Raw genomic sequence first — 23,621 nt, forward strand, 5'->3', positions numbered from 1 at the left:
GATGGGACTGACATGAACGAGGTCACGCGACTGGCCGATGAACTGGTTGACGCGTTGCTGATCGAGGAGCCGGTGCTCATCGGTGCCCGGTACGGCCTGCGCGACGGGCAGGACCGGCTCGGCGACCCCAGCGAGGACGCGCAGGAGAAGCTGCGGTCCATCGCCACGCGCATCCTGACCACCGCCCACTCCCTCGCCGCCACCGTGGCGGGCTCGGATCGACTCACCCTCGCGGTCGTCGAGCAGCAGGCCCGCTCGCTCATCGACCGGGTGGACACCCGGGCGGTGGAGTACACCGTCACCGACATGTTCATCGCGCCGGCCGGTGGGTTGCTGGCGATGCTGCCGCAGACCTCCTTCGCCGAGGAGGATCACGCGCAGGCGTACCTGGACCGGCTGGCCGCGATCCCCGACTACCTCGCCGCCGCGGCGCACCGGCACCGGAACGGCGTCCGGGCGGGCCGCACCCCGGTCCGGCGTCTGGTCGACCGCGCGGTCGGTCAGCTCGACCGGCACCTCGCGGACCCCACGGCCGATCCGCTGCTGCGTACCAGCTGGGACTCGGAGCGTTTCGCCAGCACCCGTGACCGCCTGGTGACCGACGTCGTCCGGCCCGCGTTCGCCGCGTACCGGGAGACGCTCGCCGCCGAGATCGCCGAACACGGACGCTCCACCGAGCAGCCCGGCCTGTGCTGGATGGCCGGCGGCGAGGCCGCCTACGCACTGGCGATCCGGGTGCACACCACGACCGGCAGCGCACCCGACGACCTGCACCGGGTGGGCCGGGAACTGGTCGCGGACGTCCGTGCGGAGTTCGCCGAGGTCGGCTCCCGGGTCTTCGGCACCACCGAGCACGCCGAGATCTTCGAGCGGATGCGCACCGATCCGGCGTTGCGCTGGACCGACGGCGAGGAGGTGCTCGCCACCGCCCGCACCACGATCGCCCGTGCGGAGCAGGTCGCGCCGCGCTGGTTCGGCCGGCTCCCCGAGCAGCGCTGCGTCGTCGAGCCGGTGCCGGCGGCCCAGGCCGGCGGCGCGCCGCCCGCGTACTACCTGGCTCCCGCGCTCGACGGGTCGCGGCCGGGCACGTACTTCGCGAACACCGCGCTGGCCGAGGACCGGCCACGCTACAACGCTGAGGTGTACGCGTTCCACGAGGCCGTGCCCGGACACCATGTCCAGCTCACGCTGGCCCAGGAGCTGACCGACCTGCCGCTGCTGCGCCGCATCGCCGACGTCACCGCGTACGCCGAGGGCTGGGGCCTGTACTGCGAGCGGCTGGCCGAGGAGATGGGCCTGTACTCCGGTGATGTGGCGCGTCTCGGCCTGCTCACCCTGGACTCGCTGCGCGCCGCCCGGCTGGTGGTCGACACCGGACTGCACTCCCGCGGCTGGACCCGCGAGCGCGCGGTGGAGTACCTGTGCACCAACACCCCCATGCCGCGGTCCGAGATCGAGACCGAGGTGGACCGCTACATCGCCTGGCCCGGTCAGGCGTTGGCGTACATGGTGGGGCGTCTGGAGTTCCGGCGGCTGCGGGCCGCGGCGAAGTCCGCGCTCGGCGACCGGTTCGACATCCGCGCGTTCCACGATCTCGTGATCGGTCACGGGGCGCTGCCGCTGTCGGTGCTGGCCGACGTCGTGACGGAGTGGGCCGCGACGCCCGGCCCTAGCCGGTGACCACCACGTCACCGTGGCAGAAGTTGCGGCGGTAGCCGGCCGGGGTGATGCCGACGGTCCGCTGGAAGTGGTGCCGCAGCAGCGCTCCGGTGCCGAAGCCGCACTGCCGGGCGACCTCCTCCATGCTCAGCCGGGTCTCCTCCAGCAGGGTTCGCGCGTGCAGCACCCGCTGCAGGGTGAGCCACTTGTGCGGGGTGGTGCCGGTCTCGGCGACGAACCGCCGGGCGAACGTGCGTTCCGACATGTTCGCCCGGCGGGCCAGCGCGGCGACGCTGTGATCGACGTTGATGGTCTCCAGCATCCAGGAGAGCACCAGCCGAAGGCTGCCGCCGTCGGCGTCCGGGATGGGCAGGTCGATGAACTGCCGCTGCCCTCCGTCGCGCTGCGGCGGGGCCACCATGCAGCGGGCGATCGACATGGCGGTACGCGCGCCCATGTCCCGGCGTACCAGGTAGAGACAGGCGTCAATTCCGGCGGCGGTGCCCGCACTGGTGACCACGTTGCCGTCGTCGACGAAAAGCACGTCGGGATCGACGACGGCCGACGGGAAACGGCGCCGGAACTCGGCCGCGTAGCGCCAGTGCGTGGTGCATTTCCGGCCGTCGAGCAATCCGGCCTGGCCGAGCAGGAACGCACCGTTGCAGATGGACAGCAGCGTCGCCCCGCGCGCCGCGGCCTCGCGCAGAGCGGCCAGCACGGCCGGCGGATAGGTGTCACGCACGGCGCATGCGGGAATGGCCACGACATCGGCGTCGGCGAGCGCGTCCAGCCCGTACCGTGGAGTGATCTCCAGGCAGACGCTGGACCGGACCGGGACGCCCGGCTGCTCCCCGCAGACCCGGAAATCGATCGGCGCCACGCCGTCGACCGTCCGGTCGATGCCGAACACCTCGCACAACACGCCCAACTCGAACGGCTCGACGCGGTCGATGACCACGGCGGCCACGCTAGCGATCATTCACTCACTGTAGTTGGCAGGATATTATCGGACAAGGTCAGAACGGCTACTGTCCGGCATTCGAGACGTTCGCCAAGATCCTGGTATGACCGCGATCGACTGGCGAATCCGATACGGCGCTCTCGCTCTTATCTGGGGCTCCAACTTCATGTTCATCACCATCGCCGTGCAGGCGCTGGCCCCCCTTCAGGTGGTCTGGGGCCGAGTGGCGCTGGGTGCGCTCGCGTTGGCGATCGTGCTCTGGTTCCGCCGGGAGAAACTGCCGAAAGGCTGGCGCATCTGGGGACACATGAGCGTCGCGGCGATCTTCTTCAACACCATTCCGTTCACGTTCTTCGCCTACGCCGCGGAGCGGATCCCGTCGGCGCTCTCCGGCGTCCTGAACGGAACGTCGCCGCTGTTCACCCTGCTGTTCGCGCTGGCGATCCTGCCGAACGAGCGCCCGACCTTCTGGCGCACGCTCGGCATCTTCGTCGGCTTCGGTGGCGTCCTGGTGGTGTTCGTGCCGCAACTGCAGGACCTGTCCAGCGCGTTCACCGTCGGTCTGCTGCTGCCGCTCGGCGCGTCCCTCTGCTACGGGATCGTGTTCGTCTACACCCGCCGGTTCATGGCCGACACGGGATACTCCACGGTGGCGCTGTCCGCCGGCCAGGTGATCAGTGCGACGATCCAGATGAGCCTGATCATGCCGCTGTTCACCAACGCCCCGGCCGAGATCCCGCTGAACGTGGTGCTCGCGATGGTCGTGCTGGGCGCCGTCGGGACCGGCATCTCGTACGTGCTGTACTACGGCTTGATCAGCGGCATCGGCGCCACCATCGCCTCCACCGTCACCTTCCTGTTCCCCGTGGTGGCGGCGATCATGGGCGTCATCTTCCTGGGCGAGAACCTGAGCTGGTTCCAGGCGATCGGCGGCGCGATCATCATCGCCGGTGCCGTCATCGCCCAGCGGACCGTCCGGCCGGCCCCCGTGCCGGCGGCGGCGCCACCTCCGCCCGCGGTCAAGCGACCCGTGTGACCATGTCGGCCGGCCGTTTCCCGGACGGGTCCACTCCGCGGGCTCAGCTAGCCGGTGACGGCCGATGCGGAGGGAGCCGCGGTCCGGGTGGGCCGGCCGACCGGAAACGTCACGCCGGTGAGTTCTTCGGAGACGGCCCACAGCCGCTGCTGGACGGCTACCTCGTAGGACTCGGGGCTGGAGGTGACCAGGCGGGGGTGGCCCTTGATCTCGTGGCGTCCGCCGGGGCCGTAGTACTGGCCGCCGAACCCGGCGGGGTCGGTGGCGGCACGCAGGGTCGGCAGCGCGCCCATCGCCGGCGTCTGGGTGATCAGCGGGGCGAGCCAGGTGAGCGGGAGCCGCAGGGCCGCCGGGGTGCTACGGGCGAGTTCGGTGCTGGACACGCCGGGGTGTGCGGCCACCGCGACGGTGGTGCCGTGCGGGGCGAGCCGGCGCTGCAGCTCGTAGGTGAACATCAGGTTGGCCAGTTTGGACTGGCCGTACGCGCCGACCCGGCTGTACGCGCGCTCCCACTGCAGATCGTCGAAGTGGATCGCGGCCCGGATGCGGTGGCCGGTGCTGCTGACCGTGACCACCCGCGAGCCGGGTACCGGCAGCATCCGGTCCAGCAGCAGTCCGGTCAGGGCGAAGTGGCCGAGGTGGTTGGTGCCGAACTGCATCTCGAAGCCGTCCCGGGTGGTCTGCTGCGGGGTGTACATCACGCCGGCGTTGTTGATCAGCAGGTCGATCCGGTCGAGCCGGGACCGCAGCGCCGCGGCCGCGGTCCGGACGGAGTCGAGCGAGGTGAGGTCCAGCGCCTGCACGGTCACGTCGCCGGTCAATTGGGCCGCGGCCCGCTCGCCCTTCTCGACGTTGCGCACGGCGAGCACCACCGACGCCCCGCGCTCGGCGAGGGCCTTGGCGGTCTCGTACCCCAGTCCGGTGTTGGCGCCGGTCACCACGGCCACCCGGCCGCGCTGGTCGGGGATGTCGGCGGTCGTCCACTTGTCGGTCATGTCGGCTCCCAGCTGACTAAAGTACCGTAGGTATCTTGTGCCGTCGACGTTAAGGTACTTCCGGTACGTTGTCAACGTACCGGGGGTACTTAAGTTAGGCTGGTGATCGTGACTTTCCAGCGGGCACGCACCGAACAGCAGCGGGAGATCCGTCGGCGGGCGATCCTCGACGAGGCGTCGGCGATGCTCGACGAGATGCCGGTGGCCGCGGTCACGCTGAACGAACTCAGCCGCCGGGTCGGCCTGGCGAAGCCGAACGTGTTGCGCTACTTCGAATCCCGCGAGGCGGTGCTGCTGGAACTGCTGGACCGCTTCCTGCAGGAGTGGCTCACCGACCTGGCCGGCGAGCTGGCCGCGGGCGTCGACGGGGACGCGCCCATGGCCGAGCGGGCGACGGCGGTGGCCGACATCCTCAGCCGCTCCCTGTCCGGCCGGGCGGTGCTGTGCGACCTCTTCGGCGCCCAGGGCAGCGTCCTGGAACACAACGTCTCCGTCGAGGTCGTCACCCGCTACAAGCGCGCCTCCCTGGACCGCCTGACCAGCATGACCGCCACGATCCAGAAGTACCTGCCGGAGCTGGGCGAGAACGCGACACTGTTCAGCCTGCAGACCATGGTCCTGGCCGGCGCGCTCTCCGCGTACAGCACACCCCCACCCAGCCTGCGGGCGGCCTACCAGGCCGAACCCGAGCTGGCCCGCTTCCACCTGGAACTGAAGGACTCCCTGAAGCTGGCCCTGACCGCGACCCTCCTGGGTGTGCTCCCCCGGCCCGCACGGTGAGGTGAGCGGCGGGGCGCGTCACAGCAGCGACCGTAGATCCTCGGCGAACCGCCGCACCTGGTGCAGGTGCGCGAACCGGCCGCGGCTCCGGTAGACCCGGACCCGGCCGTCGCCCGGATCGTCGTCGTTGTCGCCGGCCCCGGGGCGGCTCAGGACCGTGAGGTCGGCGGCCGGCGGCGGACCGGCGGCCCAGCAGCACCGGTACGCCCGCAGCAGGGCCGGATCGCGTCGGGCGACGGCGAACGGCTGGAACACGCCGGGCACGTGTTCCCCGCCCATGGCCGCGACGATGTGCTCGGGGGTGTCCCCGGGAGCCGGCGTGAGTTCGTCCACCGCCACCACGGCGCGGCTGGCGTACCGGCCGGCGAACAGGTGCGCCAGGTGGACCGACGTGGCGTGCCCGACCACCACCGGCGCGCGCCGCAGGGCGAGGCCGGACACGACGGCGGCGAGGTCCGCGGCGAGCGTGCCCGGATCATCCTCCGGCCTGGCGGGCGTCTCGCCGTGCCCGGGCAGGTCGGGCGCGATGACGGTGCAGTCGCCGGCGATCTCGGCCGCCGCCGGCCACCAGAGTCGCCGGTCGAACAGCACGCCGTGCAGCAGCAGGACCGGTCGCCCGCCGCTGCCCCACCGGTCGTAGGCCAGTCCCCGGTAGGTGTGCGTGCTGCGCAGCGGCGGAGAAGTCTCGTCCGCGGGTGGTTCTGACGGGTCGTGGGCAGGAGTCATCGAAACGGGTCCTTCGGTGCGGAACACGAGCAGGGACGGCCGGGGTACGACCGGCTCCTACACCCGAAGGACTCGGATACTGATGCAGACGGGTCGGTGCGCAGGCCATCGACGGGCCGCCGGGATCGCGGAGGCCGGCAGCACCACCGTGACCGCCGGCGTCAGCGAACCGACCGCCGGACCGCCCGTGGTGGACCGGGCGTGCTCCGGTGCACCCTCATGGTCATGGCCGGATGGCGGCGTCTCCGGCGCGGGCGCACACGCCGGGCCCGCGACGGCGACCGTCTCGTGGTGGTCGTGGGCGTGGTGCGGGCTGCCGACCCCGGCCATGATCGCGCTGAGCAGGACGATGATCAGCACACCGATCGAACCGGCGCGTCCACGTACCGTCAACGGGTGCGGTCGACGGCCGGGCATCACCAGACTCTACCCACTGCCCGGCGCCGAGCCGGGCGCGGCGTCGTCGCGGACGTCTCCGCGGGCGACGCCGGCCCGGCGGCCGGGCGCCGCCCCGGGTCACCCGCAGCAGCCGCCGCCGGACGTCACCGTGGCGAGGTTCGGTTCGGTACCGGGCAGCGTCGACGGGCCGGCGCCGGCGGACTGGTTCCCGGCGAGCGCGGCCAGGTGCAGGGCGACGTCCGCGTCGATGCCGAGTTCGGCGGCGGCAGCTCGGGTGGCGGCCTCGACGGTCCCTGCGGTGGTCAGGTGCCGTAGCCCGGCGGAGACGAGCCGGGCGGGGATCTCGGGGGCGAGGCCGTAGCGGGCCGCGGCGTCGTCGAGCATCGCCCGATAGCCCCGGGTGGCCGAGCAGACACCGGTTTCCGGGAGGTCGAGCCGCACGTCACGGGCCGCGGTCCAGTCCCCGGCGAGCGCGGCGGCCACGGAGCGGACCTGCTCGTAGCCGGTGGCCAGCAGGAACGTCGGTGCGCGACCGTAGGACTTCATCCCGACGGCGTAGTAGTCCGGCTCGGGCTGGGCGAGCTCGTCGACGCCGTGTGGGCGGACGGTGCCGCAGGAGTGCTCGTTCGGGTCGATCAGCGGCGCCAGCGCGCGGGTGCATCCGAGCGCCGGGTCCAGGTCGAGGCGCAGTTCGTCGGCGATGGAGTGGTCCGGACGGAAACCGGTGGCCGACACCACCCGGTCGCCGGCGAGAGTGCGCCCGTCCGTGGCGGTCAGCTCCACACCGGCCGGGGTGGCCCGGACGGCGTGCACCGCGAAGCCGGTGACCAGGGTGACCCGCCCGGCGTCGACGAGCAGCCTGACGCCGCTGCCCAGCGCACCGCGGCCGGGCAGGGCGTCGGCGTCGCCGCCGCCGACGGCGCGGTCGATGCTGCCGCCGCGGGTGGCCCAGGTGATCCGCGTGCCGGGTTCCTGTCCGGCGAGTTCGGCCAGCGCGAGCAGGGTGGTGGCGGCCGAGTGACCGGCACCGACGACGAGGGTGTGCCGGCCGGCGTAGCCGTCGCGCCCGACGCCGAGGACATCAGGAAGCGCTGATGCGATCCGGGCGGCGGCGGCCCGTTCGCCGTGCGCGGGCAACCCGTTCGCGCCGAGCACATTCGGGGTGTGCCAGGTACCGGACGCGTCGATCACGGCGGAGGCCAGGATGTCCTCGCCCGTGTGCAGCCGCAGCACGAACGGCGCCCGGTCCCGGCCGCTGGTCCGGACCCGGTCGACGCCGACGCGGCCGATCGCCACCACGCGGGCGTCGTAGCGGATCGCGCCGGACAGGTGCGGCAGCATCGCCAGCGGTTGCAGGTAGGCGTCGACGAGTTCCGCGCCGGTAGGCAGGACGTCCGGATCGGGGCCGGTCCAGCCGCCGGCGGTGTCGAGCAGCCGGCGGGCGGCCTGGTCGATGTTGTAGCGCCAGGGTGAGAACAGCCGGACGTGACCCCACGCCGCGACGGCGGCGCCGGCCGTGGGACCGGCTTCGAGGACGGTGAACGGCAGACCCTGTTCCTGCAGGTGCGCGGCGGCGGCCAGCCCGACCGGGCCGGCACCGATCACCGCGACCGGCAGTTTCCGCTCGCCGGCCCGCTCCGCCGCCCGCGCGCTGCCGCAGCAGGGGTCCGGGGCACTGGTGTCCTGGCTCATCGGTGTTCTCCTCGAAGTCCGCTGCCGGCGGCAGTCGATTCAGCCGGCGCACGCCGCCCGGGCCCCGGCGACGCCGCTCATCAGCCGGCCCTGATATAACTTCGACAGATGTCGAAGCGAGGCCCACACCTTGCATCTTTGTTAGATGGCTGTCAAGCTAGCGGCATGTCTGTTCCGCCGTCCTCGCACGCCGTGCCGGCCCAGGAATGCTGCCCGCCACTGTCGGTGCAGGCCTTGGCGCCCGGCACCGCCGGGCGGCTGGCACCGATGTTCAAGGCGCTCAGCGACCCGATCCGGCTGCGGCTGCTGTCGCTGATCGCCTCGCAGAGCGAGGTCTGTGTCTGCGACCTGACCGACGCCTTCGACGTGACGGGCGCGACCGTCTCGCATCACCTGCGGGTCCTACGCGAGACCGGCCTGGTCGACTCGGAGCGACGCGGCACCTGGGTCTACTACCGGATGCGCCGGGAGACGCTCGACCTGCTGGGCGGCCTACTGCTGGCGCCGGAGCAGGAACCGGCCGGCGGGAAGCCGGCTCCCGTCGCACCGGAACCGCAACTGGATCAGCAAAAACTGATATCACCAAACTCTGATGTCCTGCGTTTGCTGGGTGATCCGTTGCGCGCGGAGATCGTACGACTGCTCGCCGACGGGCCGGCCTGCACGTCTCATCTGGTGGCGGACACCGGCGCGAAGCAGCCGAACGTCTCGGGCCACCTCAAACTCCTGCGTGAGGCCGGCGTGGTGACGACCGAACCGCGGGGGCGCTTCACCTTCTACCGGTTGGTGCCGGAGAGCCTGCAGGGTGCCGCCCTCCACCTTGCCGACCTGGCCGCGCACGCGCGCGCGAACGCGGAGAACTTCCGAGACTGCTAGGGCGGGCATCGAAGCGGGGTGGACCGACCGGCCGTGGACATGACCGTCACCCCGCCGGCCTGCGCGGACCAGGGCCGGAAGTCCCGTGACAACGCGGTCTCACGCCGCCGGTCACCGCCAACGGCCGGCCGTCGTCGCCGTGGTCCACAGTGGTCGGAGCTAGAGATCGCGCTGGGCGTACAGGCGGGTGGAAAGCGCGGTGGAGGCGGCCATGAGGACGCCGAGGATCGCGAACGCGGCGAGGGTGAGCCAGGCGAGGTTCGCATCACCGAGCCACGCCAGCAGCGCGGTGCGGACCTCGGGAACCGCCCAGCCGACGCAGACAAAGGTCAGGACGGCGACGTGCAGGACGGAGACGACGATGCGGAGAGGTCCGGGGTCGAGCCCGAAATAGGCGGGCAGTCCGGAGGCGAGAAAGATACCGACGAGCGCGACGCTGCCGGCGGCCAGGGCGGCGGCGGTCGCCCAGTCGAACGCGGTACCGAGGGCGAGCGCGGCGATCGGAGCCAGGAGGACCCCGGCGACGGTGAGAGCGATCATCAGCAGCAGGCAGGTCGCGTAGCGGCCGGCGACGACCTGACGGCGCCGGATGCCGAGTGCGGTGTAGAGCGTGTCGAGGCGGCCGAGTTCGTCGTTGGCGAACAGCGACGAGGGGGCGCTGACCACCGCCAGGCCGGAGATCGCGGGGATCAGCATGTACGGCCCGAGGAGGAGCAGGACCGGGACGATGACCACGAGCACCGGGATGAGCATGTACTTCGCGTTGGGCCGCATGGATCGCAGGTCCAGGCCGACGAAGTGGACGATCGCGCGCATGTCAGTGCTCCTCGTCGTTGCGCCGCTCGTGGTGGACCACGATCTGCTCGACCGTCGGAGTCTCGAGGTGGACGCCCGGGCCGAACGCGGCGGAGTCGGCGGTCCGGATGATGCCGTCGAAGCTCGCCTGGCCGCGGCGAAGACCGCGGATCAGCGGCGTGTTCTGTGCGGTCAGGTCCTCCGGCGCTCCCTTGACGTACGCGAACCTCTCGACGAGTTCGTCGAGCGCGCCGGAGTAGACGACCTGGCCGTTGTCGACGAACACGAGGTAGTCGGCGAAGTGCTCCAGGTCGCCGGTGATGTGCGTGGAGAACAGCAGCGACGCGTCCTCCCGGCGCATGTGCTCGCGCAGCAGGTCGACCAGGTCGGCGCGGGCGGCGGGGTCGAGACCGCTGGTGGGCTCGTCCAGGATCAGCAGATCGGGATGGTTGCCCATCGCCAGCGCGATCATCAGCTTGTTGCCCTGGCCGCGCGACAGTTCCTTCACCCGCTCGTCGGCCCGTAGCCGGAACCGGCGGCACAGCCGGTCGAACCAGTCCTGATCCCACCCGGGCCGGGACGCGGCATAGACCTCGGCGGCGTCGCGGACACGCCAGTACGGCAGCACGAACGGCTGGTCGAACGCGACCCCGACCGCGCCCATCGGTGGCATCGCGACACTCCCCGCGTCCGCGCGAACCAGACCGAGCAGCGTGCGCAGTGTGGTGGTCTTGCCCGAGCCGTTGGCCCCGACCATCCCGGTGACGAATCCCCGCGGAACGCGAAGGTCCAGCGGGCCCAGGGTGAACTCCCCGCGGCGCTTCACCAGCCCCAAGGCTTCCACGATGTGCTCTGTCCTGCTCATCGTTCCCACTCCTCCGCGAGCATGGCGGTCAGCTCCGCCAGCGAGACCAGCCCGGTGTGCCGGGTGCGATCGACGATCTGCCGCAGTCCCGCCCGCGCCCGCTCCAGCGAGTGCCGGCGCGCCTCGTCCGGGTCGAGCTGCGCGACGAACGAGCCCTTGCCCGGCACGTTCACGATCAGCCCCTCGGCGGCCAGGTCGTTGTACGCCCGGGTCGTGGTGATCAGGCTGACCCGCAACTCCCCGGCCAGCGCACGCAATGACGGCAACGCCGCCCCGGCCGCCAGCTCCCCCGCCATGATCTGCTGCCGGACCTGCTCCACGATCTGCTCATAGAGCGGAACCCCGGAGGTCGGCGAGACGATGACGCGCATTCGCGAAGCCTCCCCTGCACCTACTGTCTATGTGCAGTATAGACAGTACGGGTCGATCAGCGTCAACACCCCGGCTCCGCCGAGCGGCCTTCCCGGGATCGACCGGAAGCTCGATGGTGAGCACCGGCCGGCGATCGGTAGCTTGACACCTCCCTCACCACGGAGCGTCCATGTCCTGCTGTCCGTCTTCCGCCGCACGCCCGGGTCCCGATGTCCGCTGACCCCGGCGATCCGCCCGGCGCACGGAGCCGGGGCGTCTGGTACCGGGCGGCCGCTGCCGTGGTGGCCGGCGTCGGCGTCCTGGTGGCGTCGAACATGATCAGCTGGCACGACGGATACTCGGTCGCGGCGGACGCACGTCCGATGACCGACGCCGAGACGGGCGCCGAGTGTCACCGCCTTTCCGCCGGCCTCCAGCACGGATTCGCCGGTGTGCCGGCTCAGCGGCTGGAGGTCGAGCGGGGTGACAGCACGCTCCGCGTCTACGTCTCGGAGGCGGACGACTGGATCAGTGTCTGCCGCAGCGGCACGGCGGGCGTCGACTTGACGTTCGGCACGGTCATGGAGAGCGGGCCCGCGGACAGCATCCGCCTCTTCGGTGACGGGGACGCCGTTGTCAAGGCGAACGTGCTCGTCGGGCAGCTGCCTGCCGGGGCGACTACGGTGCGGGCCCGGCTGGCGTCCGGTCGGGTGGTCACCGGAACGGACGACGGCGGGATCTTCGTCGTCTGGGACCCGACCGACTCCGTCAGGAGTGCGCGGGTGACGGCGTACGGGCCCGGCGGCTCGGTCGTCGCGGAAGCCACGGCGTCCGACGGCTCCTGACCTCCGGAATTCGCGCGGTGGGCCGGCGGGCGACGCCGGCCCGTCCGTCCCGCCCGCTCAGCCGGCCGCGTCGTGGACGAGTGTGAGGAGCTCGGCGGCGAACTCGGCCGGACGTTCGATGTGCGGTGAGTGGCCGCACTTGTCGTAGACGACCTCACGGTAGGTATGCCCGGTCGAACAGCGAGGTATCCGACATGATCACGTCCCGGTCGCCGCGCACCCAGACGATCGGCGGTTTCGGCGCCGCGCGGACCAGAGCGTCGGCGACGTTGACGTGCTTGGGTGACATGGCGTTGAGGACGCCACGGTCGCCGGGCCCGAAGAACGGCCAGCTGGTCGCCGGCCTGCTGTCGCCCGGGTAGCTGTCGTCACCGATCGCCATACTGAGCACCGATTGAGCAGGAGTTCCTCGTCGTCGCCGAGCGATGCCGGGTCCGCCACGTACCGGGAGCGCAGCACGGACAGTGGGCTGGCCCGCGCCTCGGCGCTGCGGTCACCCGCCTCGATGCGGGCCACGAAGTCGGGGTGGGCGCCGCCGCCTCCGGTGCCGGCGAAGTCCGCGGTTGCCGGGGTGCCGTCGAGGCCGCGGGTGCCGCCAAAGCCGTACGGGCTCATGGGCGACTCCAGCAGGGCCGACGTGAATCGGTCCGGGTGGTCGGCGATCATCTGCATGGCCACGCCGCAGCCCATCGAGTGCGCCGCCACGATCACCGGGCCGCCCCGGGGGAACAGGTCCCGGTCGTCGAGCAGCGCGGCCAGGTCGTCGGCGAAGTCCCGCAGGCCCCGGGTGGCGTCCACCGGTGCCGCCTCGCTGCGGCCGTACCCGCGTAGGTGGGGGGCGACGACCCGGACGCTGTCGGGGAGCCGGCGGATGAGCGGCAGCCAGTATTCGGCGGACGAGCCGTTGCCGTGCACCAGCAGAACCGGCACGCCCTCGTGCGGGCGGTTCCACGCCGCGTCATCGACGGCTTGTCCTCGGTCGTGCGGCACGGTGACGGCAGGGGCGTCGAGCCGAACTCGGAGTCGGGCAGAGCGTGGCTGCCGCCGACTGTACCCGTCCGGGCCCGTCCCGGCGAGAGGTCCCGAGCGTGGCCGCCGGCCGGTTATCGGGGACTCACGCCCGGGACCACCGCGGATTCCGGCAGGCCGAGCGCCTGACGTACCTGGCCGGTCAGGGAACTGGTCACCGGTACCTCGCCGACGGCGGCAAGGTATTCGGCGACGGTGCCGGCGGCGGCGACCCGCTGGTACGCGGCCGCGCGCTGCTGGAGGTGCTCGTCCAGGGCGGCGATGATGGGCTGGACCTCGGCGGGCCAGCGGTGCTTGCGGAGTCCCGTGGAGAAGGCGACGGTGGCCCTGCCCGCGCCGGCCGCGAGCTTCCGGTGCACGGACAGATTCGCCTCGGTCGGTACGGGCGCGCCCATCCATCGTTCCCTGGCGGCGTTCGAAGCGGCGCTGAGCTTCGCGTACGTCTCACCGGCATGCTCGATCGTCATGACCGGCTCGGCCGGGGCCGAGCTGACCGAAGCGGTGCCCGGAGACGGCGGCTCCTCGACGGTCCTGGAGGCGCATCCGGTGAGACCGCCCAGGGACACGAGGACAGCGACGGCAACGACCACACGACTGCGCTTCACGAAAAGCCGGCCTCTCCTCGGTCAGAAACTCACCGTTCACCATCGGCAGCATGCTGCTGCCCGAAAGGAAACGGCCGGGTTCGCCTGTCGGCCGCGGTACGGACGCCGGCTGCGCCCACCCGTGGACGTCGAGGACCGTTGACCGGAACGGTAGATTCGGCGAACGTGGATCTGATCGGGCGCGCCCGTGAGCTGGCCGCGGTGCGCCGGCTGGTCGACCGTGGCGGCACGCTGGCGGTCGTCGGGCCGGCCGGGTCGGGCAAGACCGCGCTGCTCGAAGCCGCGGCGGAGATGGCCGGGACGAACGGGCTCGCCGTGGCGCGGGCTGCTGACCAGGTGCCGTCCGGCCCGCATCTGCTGCTGCTCGACGAGGCCACGCCGGTGCCCGGCGAACGGGTCCTGGTGACCTCCACCGACGACGTCGGCGCCGTGCCGCAGCTCCGGCTCACCCCGCTCACCCGCGACGAACTCGTCGCGCTGCTTCCCGCGCTGACCGCCGAACAGCGGGACGCGGTGTGGCTGGCGACCGCGGGCTGGCCGGGCCCCGCACTGGAGCTGGCAGCCTTGGTCCCGGCCGAGCGACCGGTCGTCGCGCTGGCGTTGTCCCTGCCGTCGCGGGCCGAGTTCCTCACCCTCGACGTCGCGCTGATACGGCTCCTCGAGGAGGCCGCGAGCCGCCCCGCGCCGCCCGCCGTCCGCGCCCGGGTCCTGGTCCGGCTGGCCCGGGAACTGCTCGGTGACCCGTCTGCCGCCGACCGCCGGGAGACGCTGATCGGCCAGGCGCTGGCGCTGGCCGACGATCCGGGCACGACCGGGTACGCGCTCGACGGTCGCCTGCACGCGCTGTGGGATCCGGCCGCGACCGAGGACCGGCTGTCCACCTCGGCCGACATCGTCGAACTGGGCCGCCGGGCCGGGGACGCGGCGCTGCAGCGGCGCGGGCTGATGTGGCGATTCACCGCGCTCGCCGAGCTGGGCGATCTGGACGCGGCGGCCGCCGCGCTGACCATGTATGCCCGGGCCGGTGAGCTGGACGGGGACGCCGAGGCCGGCGTCGTGACGCTAACTCGGCAGGCGTTGCTCGCGATGATCCGTGGCCGGTTCGACCTCGCTGAACGCCTCATCGCCCGGGCTGCCGGGCAAGGGCGGCGGGCAGGGCTGGCCGACACCGCGCGGCTGACCGCGTCGCTCACCGCGGCGCTGGCCGGTCTGCGTGGCGACCCGGCCGGGGTGGACGGGCTGGAGGAACTCGCCCGCCGGTTGCCGGGCCACTTCTTCGAGGCCACCGCGGCCCGTGTGCTCGCCGAGTCGGGCCGGGTGCCGGAGGCGCTGCTCGAGCTGGACCGATTGCTGCCGGCGGTGCTGGCCGGCACCGGTCCCCGCTGGCTCGGCGCGGTCGCCGACCTGGCGTTCGTGGCGGCGCGCGGCGGGCCTCCGGCGGCGGCCGGGCTGCTCTACGACACGCTCAGCCCGTACGCCGGCAGGCTGGTGGTCTGGGGTGGCGCCAACATGATCACCGGCCCGGTCGACGACTACCTCGGGCGGCTGGCCGCCCACCTCGGCCGGCCGGCGGACGCGGCGGCCCACTTCGACCGGGCCGTGGCGGTCGAGGAGCGGCTCGGCGCACTGCCGTGGCTGGTCTCCACGCTGACCGCCCGCGGTCGCGCCGGCGACGCGGTGCGCGCCCGCGATATCGCTGCCCGCCTGGGCGTGCGCCGTCCGGCCGCCTGGTCGCTGGTCCGGGACGGCGACGACTGGCTCCTGTCGGCGGGTACGGAGCAGGCCCGGTTGCGTGACGTCCGGGGACTGCATTTCCTGCGTACGCTCGTGTCCGCCCCCGGCCGCGAGATCGCCGCGCTCGACCTGGTCGCCGGCGGAGCCGGGTTACCCGTATGCCCGCCCGACCCGATTCTCGACCGCGCGGCCCGCGACGCCTTCCGCCGGCGCCTGACCGCGCTGGACGGGCTCGTCGCGGAGGCGGTCGGGCAGCGGCGGGACGAGCTGACCGCCGAGCGCTCCGCGCTGATCGAGGAGCTGCGCCGCGCCACCGGGCTGGGCGGGCGCCCGCGCCGGCCGACGGCGGAGGCGGAACGCGCCCGGGTCAACGCCACCCGGGCCCTGCACACCGTGCTGAACCGTCTGGACGCCGCCGCCCCGCTGGTCGCCGCGCACCTGCGCGCGTCGCTGCGCACCGGCGGCACGTTCCGCTACCAGCCGGCCCCCGGCGGCCCGGACCGCTGGCAGGTGTGAACAACTCGTTCCACCGGTGGTTACGCCGTCCCGGGCATGAGTGATTCCTTCGTCCTGCTGCACGGCCTCACCTATGACCACCGCCAGTTCGGGCCGTTGGTCCGTGAGCTGACCGCGATGGCGCCCGGCTGCCCGATCCGGGCGCTCGATCTGCCCGGCCACGGTGCCGCGCCGCCGCGCGAGGAGTACCGGCTGGCCGGCGTGGCCGCCGCGGTGCACGATCAGGTGCCGCCGGGAACGACGCCGGTGCTGGTCGGGCACTCGATCGGCGCGGTGCTCGCCACCGCCTACGCGGCCCGCTATCCCGTCCGCGCGGTGCTCAACCTCGACCAGCCGCTGCTGACCGGACCGTTCGGCGCGGCGGTCCGGACGGCGGAACCGGTGCTCCGGTCGCCGCGCTGGCGGCAGGTGTGGGACGGGTTCGTCGCCGGGATGGGCGTGACCGGGCTGCCGCCGGCGGCTCGGGACCTGGTGGAGACCGCCACCGACCCCCGCCAGGACCTGCTGCTCGGCTACTGGGCGGAGATCCTCGACAGCACCGACGAGGAGCTGACCGCGGCCCGCGAGGCCGAGCTGCGCGAACTCCGTGACCGCGGCGTCGGTTACCACTGGGTGACCGGATCCGAGCCGCCCGCCGCCTATCGCCGATGGCTGGTCGCCGCGCTGCCGGCGGCGGAGATCACCGTGCTGCCCGGCGGCCACTTCCCGCACCTCGCCTACCCGGCGGACGTGGCCCGCATCGCGCTGGCCTGCACCGGTGTGCGCGGCGGCGAACCGGCGGGTCGGTGACCGGCCGGCCGTGAACACGGACGGCGCGGTCGTCCGCTCACCGGGGTTCGGTCTCGTGGAGGTAGGTCCGGCGCTCGTCGGGGCTCAGGGGGCGGGTGACCCGGGAGTCGGCGACGGCCCGGATGTGGTTGACGGGGCCGCAGGCTTCGCAGCGGGTCAACCGGATGGTGCCGTCGCCGTGGGCGGTGACCAGCGTGTCGCCGGGTGCGAACTGGGCCTGTTCGACGAAGGTGCCGTGGCCCCGGAAGGCGACGAGTTCCTCGCCGCTGGTGGTGTCCCAGATTCGTTCGCTCCGGTCGTGGCCGGCGCTGACGATCTGGCGGCCGTCGGGGCGGAACGCCACGGTCCAGACCGGGCCCCGGTGGCCCCGGAGGATGCGGGGTGGGCGCCGGCCGTCGGTGTGCGCCACGCCCCGGATGGACGCTTCATGTCCTTGGAGAACCAGCGGAGCGCCCGGCCGGTCGACGTCCCAGATCCGTACCACCTCGTCATGGCCTCCGCTGGCCACCCGCCGGCCGTCGGGGCTGAGTGCGACACCCCAGACGGTCTTGGTGTGACCGCGGAGCACGGCGACGGAACTCCCCTTGGCGGTGTCCCACACCCGTACCGTCCGATCTCGCGAGGCGCTCGCCACCCGGCGACCGTCCGCGGACAACGACACCGCAAGCACCTCCTCGGCGTGGCCGGGGAGCACCAGGCTCGTACCGCCCCGCCAGATCCGGACCGTCTTGTCGGCGCCGCCGCTGGCGATGGTGTTCCCGTCGGCGCTGACCGCCACCGCCCACGCGGCGCCGGTGTGACCGTCGAGCACCCGGGGGCTGCCGGGGTGGCTCGGATCCCAGGTGCGCAGCGTGCCGTCGCCACTGCCGCTGAGCAGCCGACGACCGTCGGGGCTGAACGCGACGCTCCACACCGGGCCGGAATGACCGTGCAGCAGCAGCGGGTCCTCCCCGTCACCGGCCGTCGCATTCCACACCCGGACGGTGTCACTGCCACTGTGACCACTGGCGATCTTCCGGCCGTCCGGGCTGAAGGCCACGGTCTCCACGGTGCCGTCCCCGGCACGCAGCACCAGCGGGGGCGCGCCGCCGGCCCGCGCCCAGATCCGGACCGTCTGGTCGGCGCCGGCACTGGCCAGCAGACGGCCGTCCGGGCTGTAGGCGATGTTCCACACGGTGCCTTCGTGGCCGCTCAGCACCTCGGGTGGCGCGGTCCTGGAGGACAGGTCCCAGATCTTCACCGGTCCGTCACCGCTGCCGGCGGCGAGATGCCGGCCGTCCGGGCTGAAGGCCACCGCCCGCGCCGGTCCGGCGTTCAGCGGAAGGGCACGGACGGGCTGCGGGTTCCCGCTGCGGCGGTCCCAGATCCGGACGGTGCCGTCGTCCCCGGCCCCGGCGACCAGGCGTGCGTCGCGGCTGAACGCGACGGCGGACACCTCACCGCCATGACCACGCAACACCAGCGGGGGTACGCCGGTGGCCAGGTCCCACACCGTCACCAGACCGCTGACCCCACTGGCCACGAGATAGCGGCCGTCCGGGCTGAATTTCGGGATGCGGACGTAGCTCGGATGGTCCCGCAGCACCCGGGGCTCCCCGCCGAACCGGTCGGGGCCGTTCATCGTCCACACCCGGACCGTGCCGTCGTCGCCGCTGGCCGCCACCCGCCGGCCGTCCGGGCTGTAGTCGACGCCGAGCACCTGCCGCTGCCCGGTGACGAGTTTCGCCCGCATCCGCGAGTCGACGACGGCCTGGCGCAGCGCGGCGGCGGCCTCGGCGGTCGGTTTGGTGTCGTACGCCGCCCGGGCCAGCAACACGGCCAGCTCGTGATCGACCTGCAGCTGGTCACGCGCGTTGGCCACCAGCTGATGCGACAGCGCCCGTTCGCGCTCGTCGTCGGCGCGGCCGGCCTGCCGGAACGCGACGGCCGCGATCACGCTCATCACCGTCACCCCGGCGGCCAGACTGATCACGGCCCACCGGGTACGCCGCTGCCGCGAGCGGGCCTCGCGGGCTTCCCGCACCCGGCTGACCTCGAGGAAGTCCCGTTCCGAACCGGTCAGGTCGGCGAGGTTCGCCTCCAGCGCCGCGGACAGCCGCAGGCCCCGGTACAACGCGCCGTCGTCGCGGCCGAGTGACTCCCAGGCGGCGGCGGCCTCGGTGAGCTGCCGGTGCAGCCGCAGCCCGGCACGGCTCTCCTCGACCCAGCCACGCAGCCGCGGCCAGCCCTGGATCAGCGCCTCGTGCGCGATCTCCACGGTGTCGCGGTCGGTGCTGAACAGCCGGGCCGCCGTGAACGCGTCGACGACGGCCGGAGCCAGGTCCACGGTGTCCAGTTCGGCCCGGCTCAGCCGCCGCCGGGTGATCAGCCCGTCCTGCCCGGCGTCCACCATCCGCAGCAGGACCCGCCGGGTGACGTCCTGTTCCTGAGCGGACATCCGCGCGTACGTCTGCTCCGCGGTGTTGGCCACGGCACCGGCCACCCCGCCGGCCGCCGCATACCCGGCGAGGGTGACGATCGCGCCCTGACGGCGGTGCCACGCCTCGCGCAGCGCGTGCGCGGCCAGGGGCAACGCCCCGGGTGAGTCGGCGACCTCGGCGACGATCGTGGCGACCAGAGCGCCTTCGACGCGGGCGCCGCGCAGCTCGGCCGGTCTGGTCACGGCCTCGCGCAGTTCCACCGGGCTCATCCCGCCGATCAGCACCTGCGCATCGGCCAACTCGGCCAGCAGTGCGGGGTGTTCGGTGAACCGGGCGTAGTGGTCGGCACGGACCGCCAGCACGACCCGGGCCCGTCCGTCCGGTTCCCGGCACATCGACAGCAACGCGGCGATGAAGTCCGCCCGCTCCGCCGGGGCCCGGCAGGAGGCGAAGACCTCTTCGAACTGGTCCACCACCACGAGCAGGTCGCCGTCGGCGGGCAGCCCCTGCCGTACCACGAGATGTGCCCTGGTCGGGTCCTCGCGCAACTCGTCCAGCAGCCGGCCGGCCGGCACCCCGGCATGCCGGGCGAGCTGCACCGCCAGTTCGGTCATCGGATGCGCGCCCGGGGTCAGCACCAGCACCGGCCCGTCCGCGGCGGGGACCAGGCCCGCTCGTACCACCGATGACTTGCCCGCCCCGGAGGGGCCGAAGACCGCGAGGAAGCGCTTTTCCCGCAGGCGGCGGGTCAATTCCTCCACCAGTGCGGTACGGCCGAAGAACAGCTCCGCGTCCTCCGGTTGGAACGTCGCCAGCCCCGGGTACGGCGATCGGCCCTGCCCGTTCACCTCGATCCGCTCGCCGGCCGGGGCCACGCAAAGGCGTTCCGCCTCCCGCCAGCGCCGCTCCCACCGGCCGACATCACCATTGCACGCGGCGACGTACGCGAGCGTGACCTCCAATGTGGGCAGTCGCCGCCCCGACGCCGCCGCGGACAGCGTCGCCACCGAATAGTTCACCTTCGCGGCCATCTCCCGGTAGCCCGGCTTACCCGCCTTCTCCCGCAACTGCCGCAGCTCAGCCGCCAGTCGCGCCGCCGGGCCGTCCAGTCCTTCCAACGGTCGTTCCGGTCTCGGCATCTTCCTGGCCTCCCCCACCCCCCGACACGCACCACCCATTATCGGTTGTCCAGCGTTGTTTGTCTGACCGCACCGAACCGGACCCAGACAAGTCGTCGCACTGTTCGCCGCCCTGCTTCCCGGCAGCACGGCTCAGGCGGCCGCGAGCGGGACACCGCAGGTGACCGGCGAGCAGTCGCTGCGCGGAACGTCGTGCCGGGGAGTGAACGACGTCAACCCTTGGACATACCTCGGTGGGAGCTGCACGCGTAACACCGCGACCCCCACGGCCTACTACGCCCGGCTGGTGTGCTGGGACGTCGGCGCCGAGGTGTCATATTCCAGATTCGGGTTACGTACCACACGCCGCTGTTGGTCCACGGCCCCACCTCGACGGCGCGGTGCGATTCCGGCGACCACGCGATGGACGGCAGCATCGTGGTGACCCGCTAGATCCCCGCGACGATCCGAACAGTCCCCGACCTGTCGGATTCCACGCACAGGGAACGACATGCCGCCGGTCCGTCAGCTTCATTGGAAGACGGCGTTCCTCGTTCAGTGGGCGGCCGGACGCTCGTTCGTCTGGATCGACGACGAGACGACCGACGTCGATCGGCACTGGGTGGCCAGGCATCACCCGGGTAAGGCTCTGGTGCATCGCGTCGACCCGTTCGCCGGTCTCGCCGACACGGACTTCGCCACGATCAGGCAATGGCTCACGGCCTGACCGACAGCAGCTCCGCGTGCGTGCGAACACGCGGCCGATCGACTCCACGGACGTGCCGGCGGTACCCGTCGCCGGCCGGCCGGGTCCGCACGGGACAACGCGCGGCGGCGATCGATGGGATTCTTCCGGCATGCGAATCGACAGGCACCCGACGATCACCTTCGCGGTGGCCCGGCGCGTCGCCGCGGCACTCCTCGCCGCCGTGCTCGGCGCCGCCCTGGTCCCGGCGCCGGCCGGTGCGGTCGTCGCGGCGGCACCGCCCGGCGCTGCCGCGGACGTTCGCGTGATCGTCCGGCTCAGGACCCCGTTCGATCCGCAGGCGGCCCGCCGGTCCGCCGACCGGGACGCGCAGCGGTCCGGGATCGCCGCCGCCCGGGCCGCGGTCGAGTCCGGGCTGCACGGCGTCCCGCACACCGTCCACCACCGCTACGACGCGGTGCCCTATCTGGCCCTGACCGCACCCGCGGCGGCCGTCGCGGCGCTGCGGGCGTCCGGCCGCATCGTCTCGGTGCAGCCGGACGAGGCAGGCGAACCACTGCTCGACGACAGCACCGGCATCGTCGGCGCCACCGGGCTGACCGCGCGCGGCCTGGACGGCACCGGCCAGATCGTCGCCGTGCTGGACACCGGCGTGGACCGCGCCCACCCGTTCCTCGCCGGCCGGGTGGTCGAGGAGGCGTGCTATTCGTCCAGCGCCACCTGTCCCAACGGTGCCACCACACAGACCGGGACGGGGTCGGGGGTGCCCTGCACGTTCGCGGCCACCGACTGCCGGCACGGCACCCACGTGGCCGGCATCGCCGCCGGGCGGCGCGCCGGCACGATGACGTTCGACGGGGTGGCCCCGGACGCCGGCGTGATGTCGGTGCAGGTGTTCAGCCGGGTCACCGCGGACTGCCGCAACGACGCCCCGGTGTGTGCCCAGTCGTTCGCCTCGGACCAGTTGGCCGGCCTCAACCGGATCATCAACCGGGTGACCGCCGGCCTCGACGTCGCCGCGGTCAACATCAGCATCGGCTCCGCCTCGACCCGGTCGACGGCCTGCGACACCGACTCGCGCAAAACCGCGATCGACACCCTGCGTACGCTCGGCGTCCCCACCGTCATCTCGTCCGGCAACGGCTCCTCCAACACCGGGGTGAGCACGCCGGCCTGCATCTCCACCTCGGTCACCGTGGGCAACACCACGAAGGCCGACGAGGTACGCACCACGTCGAACTCGTCGCCCCAGGTCGAGCTGCTGGCGCCCGGCACGTCCATCACGTCGTCGGTGCCGGGCGGTGGCACCGCCGCGCTCACCGGCACGTCGATGGCCGCGCCGCACGTGGCGGGCGCCTGGGCGGTGTACCGGGAACGGTTCCCGGACGCCGCGGTGGACACCGTGCTCGCCGCACTGCGGGCGACCGGCGTCCCGGTGACCGACCCGGACAACACCGTGACGGTGCCGCGGCTCGATATCGGTGCCGCCCTCGCCGACTGAGTGCCGGGACGTGGGCGCGGTCGCGGCGCACGTACGCTCAACCGCCGTCGTGCGCGCCCTGCGATGGTCTTCGCCGGTAATGTGGTCGCGGTCCGCCTTGCCGGCCAGGTCCCGCCTGTGCCGGGTGACCTACGGCGGATGAGGCACCGAGGTCTTCTTCATACCGCGCGTTCTACCGGCGCCGGTTGCGGGGATGATTCCTGGCAGTTCGCTCGTTGCCGTGCCGGTAGTTGCCGGTGATGCGTGCCATCAGCTCCTGCGGATCACCACCGCTGTCCACGTCCGCCAGGAACCGGGCTGCGGCGGCACCGCGGAGCACGACGGCAGGGCGGCCGTGGTGCAGCACCTCCACCTCCCCGCTCTTGCGGAGGCGGTAGGTGAATCCCTCGGGTGTACCGGGCATTGCCGCATCATCCTCGAGTGCGGAGCCGTCCGCCATCGAGTTGTGGGGCCCGGCGCGGCCACGTCGGTCGCACCGGTTCCCCTGCGGCCGGCCCCGCAGCACCGACCGGCCGACGCGCAACCGTTTCGTTAGGCCGCCGAGACCGTACGTCGTGCTGGTCCTCTCTAGCTTGGGGGACGATCGATGACTGCGGGGGTTCCTATGGCACGACGTCGCCCGTGCGACCGGCTGGTGAGCGCACTCCTCGGTATCGTCGCGCTCCTCGGCCTGGCGGGCTGCTCACCGGATCCGCATCCGTACATCGCACTCGCCATGGTGGACGGCCGGCCGACGGTTCTGGTCGCCGCATGCGCCCGCGGCGAACTCTCCTACGTCACGCTCGCGGAGCGCGAGGACACCACGTCGCCGGCGCCCAGCGATGTGCGGCACCGGCCTCGGGAGTGGTCGGTGGGGGCGCCACTGAGCGCGCCGGGTCCGGACGGCGTCCGGAGCCCGGTCGCGACCGCCCCGGCCCGGATCGCGTTGTTCGAACGACCGTCGGATTGGCTGATCAGTCGGGAGACGCTGCGCGAGTTCCGGGACGGCGCCGAGTACCGGGTGTACGGCGGCCCGGCGAACGTGGCCACGCTGGAGTTCACCGTCGCGCGGCTGCGGGAACTGGCGCCCGGGACGGTGCTGACCGGCGTGGGATACCGGGACCAGCACGTGGTGTCGGAGCCGACCTTCGAGAAGGCAGCGGAGAAGGACTGCGACCGGTCCTGACCGGCCGGCGCGCGGGCCGGGGGGCGCCGTCCAAATTCGTCCGAACTCCACCCGCGCC

The 23,621-nt window shown here is 72.7% G+C and carries 22 protein-coding genes and 1 pseudogene; 11 read left to right on the plus strand and 12 right to left on the minus strand.

Going from position 1 to position 23,621, the window contains the following annotated elements; translation table 11 throughout:
- Positions 1 to 12 precede the first annotated feature (12 nt).
- Positions 13 to 1,680, plus strand: coding sequence for a DUF885 domain-containing protein (locus tag LDL48_RS01560; protein WP_225253124.1), 1,668 nt, complete (start codon positions 13 to 15; stop codon positions 1,678 to 1,680).
- Here the strand turns inward: LDL48_RS01560 and LDL48_RS01565 are convergent.
- A complete protein-coding gene (locus LDL48_RS01565; protein WP_225253125.1) occupies positions 1,670 to 2,638 on the minus strand; it encodes a GlxA family transcriptional regulator in 969 nt (322 codons plus the stop codon). The genes LDL48_RS01560 and LDL48_RS01565 overlap by 11 nt on opposite strands.
- 85 nt (positions 2,639 to 2,723) lie before the next feature.
- On the opposite strand from LDL48_RS01565, the gene LDL48_RS01570 reads away from it, so the two are divergent.
- Positions 2,724 to 3,656 (plus strand): DMT family transporter, encoded by a 933-nt coding sequence (locus LDL48_RS01570; protein ID WP_225253126.1) that lies wholly within the window; start codon positions 2,724 to 2,726, stop codon positions 3,654 to 3,656.
- A gap of 47 nt (positions 3,657 to 3,703) precedes the next feature.
- Here the strand turns inward: LDL48_RS01570 and LDL48_RS01575 are convergent, their stop codons facing one another.
- Entirely contained in the window at positions 3,704 to 4,651 is a 948-nt protein-coding gene (locus LDL48_RS01575) for an SDR family NAD(P)-dependent oxidoreductase (RefSeq protein ID WP_225253127.1), read from the minus strand.
- 108 nt (positions 4,652 to 4,759) lie between these two features.
- On the opposite strand from LDL48_RS01575, the gene LDL48_RS01580 reads away from it, so the two are divergent.
- On the plus strand, positions 4,760 to 5,431 hold the full coding sequence (locus tag LDL48_RS01580; RefSeq protein ID WP_225253128.1) for a TetR/AcrR family transcriptional regulator: 672 nt from the start codon (positions 4,760 to 4,762) through the stop codon (positions 5,429 to 5,431).
- An 18-nt stretch (positions 5,432 to 5,449) separates the two neighbouring features.
- Here LDL48_RS01580 and LDL48_RS01585 read toward each other — a convergent pair whose 3' ends face one another.
- From LDL48_RS01585 to LDL48_RS01595, 3 genes are all read right to left on the minus strand, one after another.
- The gene (locus LDL48_RS01585; protein WP_225253129.1) at positions 5,450 to 6,157 is read right to left on the minus strand and encodes an alpha/beta fold hydrolase; all 708 of its coding nucleotides are present in this window, start codon (positions 6,155 to 6,157) and stop codon (positions 5,450 to 5,452) included.
- Between the two features lie 57 nt (positions 6,158 to 6,214).
- Positions 6,215 to 6,574: a hypothetical protein gene (locus LDL48_RS01590; RefSeq protein ID WP_225253130.1), complete on the minus strand. Its 360-nt coding sequence runs from the start codon at positions 6,572 to 6,574 to the stop codon at positions 6,215 to 6,217.
- 99 nt (positions 6,575 to 6,673) lie between these two features.
- Positions 6,674 to 8,248 carry an FAD-dependent oxidoreductase gene (locus LDL48_RS01595; RefSeq protein ID WP_372472019.1) on the minus strand — a complete coding sequence of 525 codons (1,575 nt, stop codon included), beginning with the start codon at positions 8,246 to 8,248 and terminating at the stop codon, positions 6,674 to 6,676.
- Between the two features lie 165 nt (positions 8,249 to 8,413).
- On the opposite strand from LDL48_RS01595, the pseudogene LDL48_RS01600 reads away from it, so the two are divergent.
- A pseudogene (locus tag LDL48_RS01600) lies at positions 8,414 to 8,788 on the plus strand (ArsR/SmtB family transcription factor); the annotation flags it as partial.
- Between the two features lie 57 nt (positions 8,789 to 8,845).
- The gene (locus LDL48_RS01605; RefSeq protein ID WP_372472026.1) at positions 8,846 to 9,124 is read left to right on the plus strand and encodes an ArsR/SmtB family transcription factor; all 279 of its coding nucleotides are present in this window, start codon (positions 8,846 to 8,848) and stop codon (positions 9,122 to 9,124) included.
- Between the two features lie 159 nt (positions 9,125 to 9,283).
- On the opposite strand, the gene LDL48_RS01610 is transcribed toward LDL48_RS01605, so the two are convergent.
- The 3 genes from LDL48_RS01610 to LDL48_RS01620 are packed head-to-tail and all read right to left on the minus strand — an operon-like array spanning position 9,284 to position 11,155.
- Positions 9,284 to 9,940 (minus strand): ABC-2 transporter permease, encoded by a 657-nt coding sequence (locus LDL48_RS01610; protein ID WP_225253131.1) that lies wholly within the window; start codon positions 9,938 to 9,940, stop codon positions 9,284 to 9,286.
- Between the two features lies 1 nt (position 9,941).
- The gene (locus LDL48_RS01615) at positions 9,942 to 10,784 is read right to left on the minus strand and encodes an ATP-binding cassette domain-containing protein (protein ID WP_225253132.1); all 843 of its coding nucleotides are present in this window, start codon (positions 10,782 to 10,784) and stop codon (positions 9,942 to 9,944) included.
- Positions 10,781 to 11,155, minus strand: coding sequence for a GntR family transcriptional regulator (locus tag LDL48_RS01620; RefSeq protein ID WP_225253133.1), 375 nt, complete (start codon positions 11,153 to 11,155; stop codon positions 10,781 to 10,783). The genes LDL48_RS01615 and LDL48_RS01620 overlap by 4 nt, the downstream gene beginning before the upstream one ends.
- A 210-nt stretch (positions 11,156 to 11,365) precedes the next feature.
- Between LDL48_RS01620 and LDL48_RS01625 the strand changes: the two genes are divergently transcribed.
- On the plus strand, positions 11,366 to 11,980 hold the full coding sequence (locus LDL48_RS01625) for a hypothetical protein (protein ID WP_225253134.1): 615 nt from the start codon (positions 11,366 to 11,368) through the stop codon (positions 11,978 to 11,980).
- A 198-nt stretch (positions 11,981 to 12,178) separates the two neighbouring features.
- Here the strand turns inward: LDL48_RS01625 and LDL48_RS01630 are convergent, their stop codons facing one another.
- Together LDL48_RS01630 and LDL48_RS01635 are read right to left on the minus strand one after the other, a co-directional pair.
- Positions 12,179 to 12,970, minus strand: a complete 792-nt coding sequence (locus LDL48_RS01630) for an alpha/beta fold hydrolase (protein WP_225253135.1) — start codon at positions 12,968 to 12,970, stop codon at positions 12,179 to 12,181.
- A 113-nt stretch (positions 12,971 to 13,083) separates the two neighbouring features.
- A complete protein-coding gene (locus LDL48_RS01635) occupies positions 13,084 to 13,476 on the minus strand; it encodes a hypothetical protein (RefSeq protein ID WP_225253136.1) in 393 nt (130 codons plus the stop codon).
- A gap of 303 nt (positions 13,477 to 13,779) precedes the next feature.
- On the opposite strand from LDL48_RS01635, the gene LDL48_RS01640 reads away from it, so the two are divergent.
- Both LDL48_RS01640 and LDL48_RS01645 read left to right on the plus strand, forming a co-directional pair.
- The gene (locus tag LDL48_RS01640) at positions 13,780 to 15,864 is read left to right on the plus strand and encodes a hypothetical protein (protein ID WP_225253137.1); all 2,085 of its coding nucleotides are present in this window, start codon (positions 13,780 to 13,782) and stop codon (positions 15,862 to 15,864) included.
- 36 nt (positions 15,865 to 15,900) lie between these two features.
- The gene (locus tag LDL48_RS01645; protein WP_225253138.1) at positions 15,901 to 16,653 is read left to right on the plus strand and encodes an alpha/beta fold hydrolase; all 753 of its coding nucleotides are present in this window, start codon (positions 15,901 to 15,903) and stop codon (positions 16,651 to 16,653) included.
- 37 nt (positions 16,654 to 16,690) lie between these two features.
- On the opposite strand, the gene LDL48_RS01650 is transcribed toward LDL48_RS01645, so the two are convergent.
- A complete protein-coding gene (locus tag LDL48_RS01650) occupies positions 16,691 to 20,212 on the minus strand; it encodes an nSTAND1 domain-containing NTPase (protein WP_225253139.1) in 3,522 nt (1,173 codons plus the stop codon).
- A 490-nt stretch (positions 20,213 to 20,702) separates the two neighbouring features.
- Here LDL48_RS01650 and LDL48_RS01655 point away from each other — a divergent pair, with 490 nt between their 5' ends.
- Complete coding sequence (locus LDL48_RS01655; RefSeq protein WP_372472020.1) at positions 20,703 to 20,918, plus strand: hypothetical protein; 216 nt, start codon at positions 20,703 to 20,705, stop codon at positions 20,916 to 20,918.
- A gap of 130 nt (positions 20,919 to 21,048) precedes the next feature.
- Positions 21,049 to 22,398, plus strand: coding sequence for a S8 family peptidase (locus LDL48_RS01660; RefSeq protein WP_225253140.1), 1,350 nt, complete (start codon positions 21,049 to 21,051; stop codon positions 22,396 to 22,398).
- Between the two features lie 172 nt (positions 22,399 to 22,570).
- Here LDL48_RS01660 and LDL48_RS01665 read toward each other — a convergent pair whose 3' ends face one another.
- Positions 22,571 to 22,801, minus strand: a complete 231-nt coding sequence (locus LDL48_RS01665; RefSeq protein WP_225253141.1) for a hypothetical protein — start codon at positions 22,799 to 22,801, stop codon at positions 22,571 to 22,573.
- 201 nt (positions 22,802 to 23,002) lie between these two features.
- Between LDL48_RS01665 and LDL48_RS01670 the strand changes: the two genes are divergently transcribed.
- On the plus strand, positions 23,003 to 23,563 hold the full coding sequence (locus tag LDL48_RS01670; protein WP_225253142.1) for a hypothetical protein: 561 nt from the start codon (positions 23,003 to 23,005) through the stop codon (positions 23,561 to 23,563).
- Positions 23,564 to 23,621 lie beyond the last annotated feature (58 nt).

The sequence above is a fragment of the Jidongwangia harbinensis genome (genome assembly GCF_020216025.1).
GTDB classification, from domain to species: domain Bacteria; phylum Actinomycetota; class Actinomycetes; order Mycobacteriales; family Micromonosporaceae; genus Actinoplanes; species Actinoplanes harbinensis.

Coding starts and splice junctions, on each gene's coding strand:
- LDL48_RS01585 (WP_225253129.1), bottom strand. CDS start 6,157: ATGACTCCTGCCCACGACCCGTCAGAACCACCCGCGGACGAGACTTCT.
- LDL48_RS01625 (WP_225253134.1), top strand. CDS start 11,366: ATGTCCGCTGACCCCGGCGATCCGCCCGGCGCACGGAGCCGGGGCGTC.
- LDL48_RS01655 (WP_372472020.1), top strand. CDS start 20,703: ATGCCGCCGGTCCGTCAGCTTCATTGGAAGACGGCGTTCCTCGTTCAG.
- LDL48_RS01660 (WP_225253140.1), top strand. CDS start 21,049: ATGCGAATCGACAGGCACCCGACGATCACCTTCGCGGTGGCCCGGCGC.
- LDL48_RS01595 (WP_372472019.1), bottom strand. CDS start 8,248: ATGAGCCAGGACACCAGTGCCCCGGACCCCTGCTGCGGCAGCGCGCGG.
- LDL48_RS01570 (WP_225253126.1), top strand. CDS start 2,724: ATGACCGCGATCGACTGGCGAATCCGATACGGCGCTCTCGCTCTTATC.
- LDL48_RS01590 (WP_225253130.1), bottom strand. CDS start 6,574: ATGCCCGGCCGTCGACCGCACCCGTTGACGGTACGTGGACGCGCCGGT.
- LDL48_RS01650 (WP_225253139.1), bottom strand. CDS start 20,212: ATGCCGAGACCGGAACGACCGTTGGAAGGACTGGACGGCCCGGCGGCG.
- LDL48_RS01610 (WP_225253131.1), bottom strand. CDS start 9,940: ATGCGCGCGATCGTCCACTTCGTCGGCCTGGACCTGCGATCCATGCGG.
- LDL48_RS01645 (WP_225253138.1), top strand. CDS start 15,901: ATGAGTGATTCCTTCGTCCTGCTGCACGGCCTCACCTATGACCACCGC.
- LDL48_RS01560 (WP_225253124.1), top strand. CDS start 13: ATGAACGAGGTCACGCGACTGGCCGATGAACTGGTTGACGCGTTGCTG.
- LDL48_RS01575 (WP_225253127.1), bottom strand. CDS start 4,651: ATGACCGACAAGTGGACGACCGCCGACATCCCCGACCAGCGCGGCCGG.
- LDL48_RS01670 (WP_225253142.1), top strand. CDS start 23,003: ATGGCACGACGTCGCCCGTGCGACCGGCTGGTGAGCGCACTCCTCGGT.
- LDL48_RS01565 (WP_225253125.1), bottom strand. CDS start 2,638: ATGATCGCTAGCGTGGCCGCCGTGGTCATCGACCGCGTCGAGCCGTTC.
- LDL48_RS01665 (WP_225253141.1), bottom strand. CDS start 22,801: ATGCCCGGTACACCCGAGGGATTCACCTACCGCCTCCGCAAGAGCGGG.
- LDL48_RS01635 (WP_225253136.1), bottom strand. CDS start 13,476: ATGACGATCGAGCATGCCGGTGAGACGTACGCGAAGCTCAGCGCCGCT.
- LDL48_RS01615 (WP_225253132.1), bottom strand. CDS start 10,784: ATGAGCAGGACAGAGCACATCGTGGAAGCCTTGGGGCTGGTGAAGCGC.
- LDL48_RS01620 (WP_225253133.1), bottom strand. CDS start 11,155: ATGCGCGTCATCGTCTCGCCGACCTCCGGGGTTCCGCTCTATGAGCAG.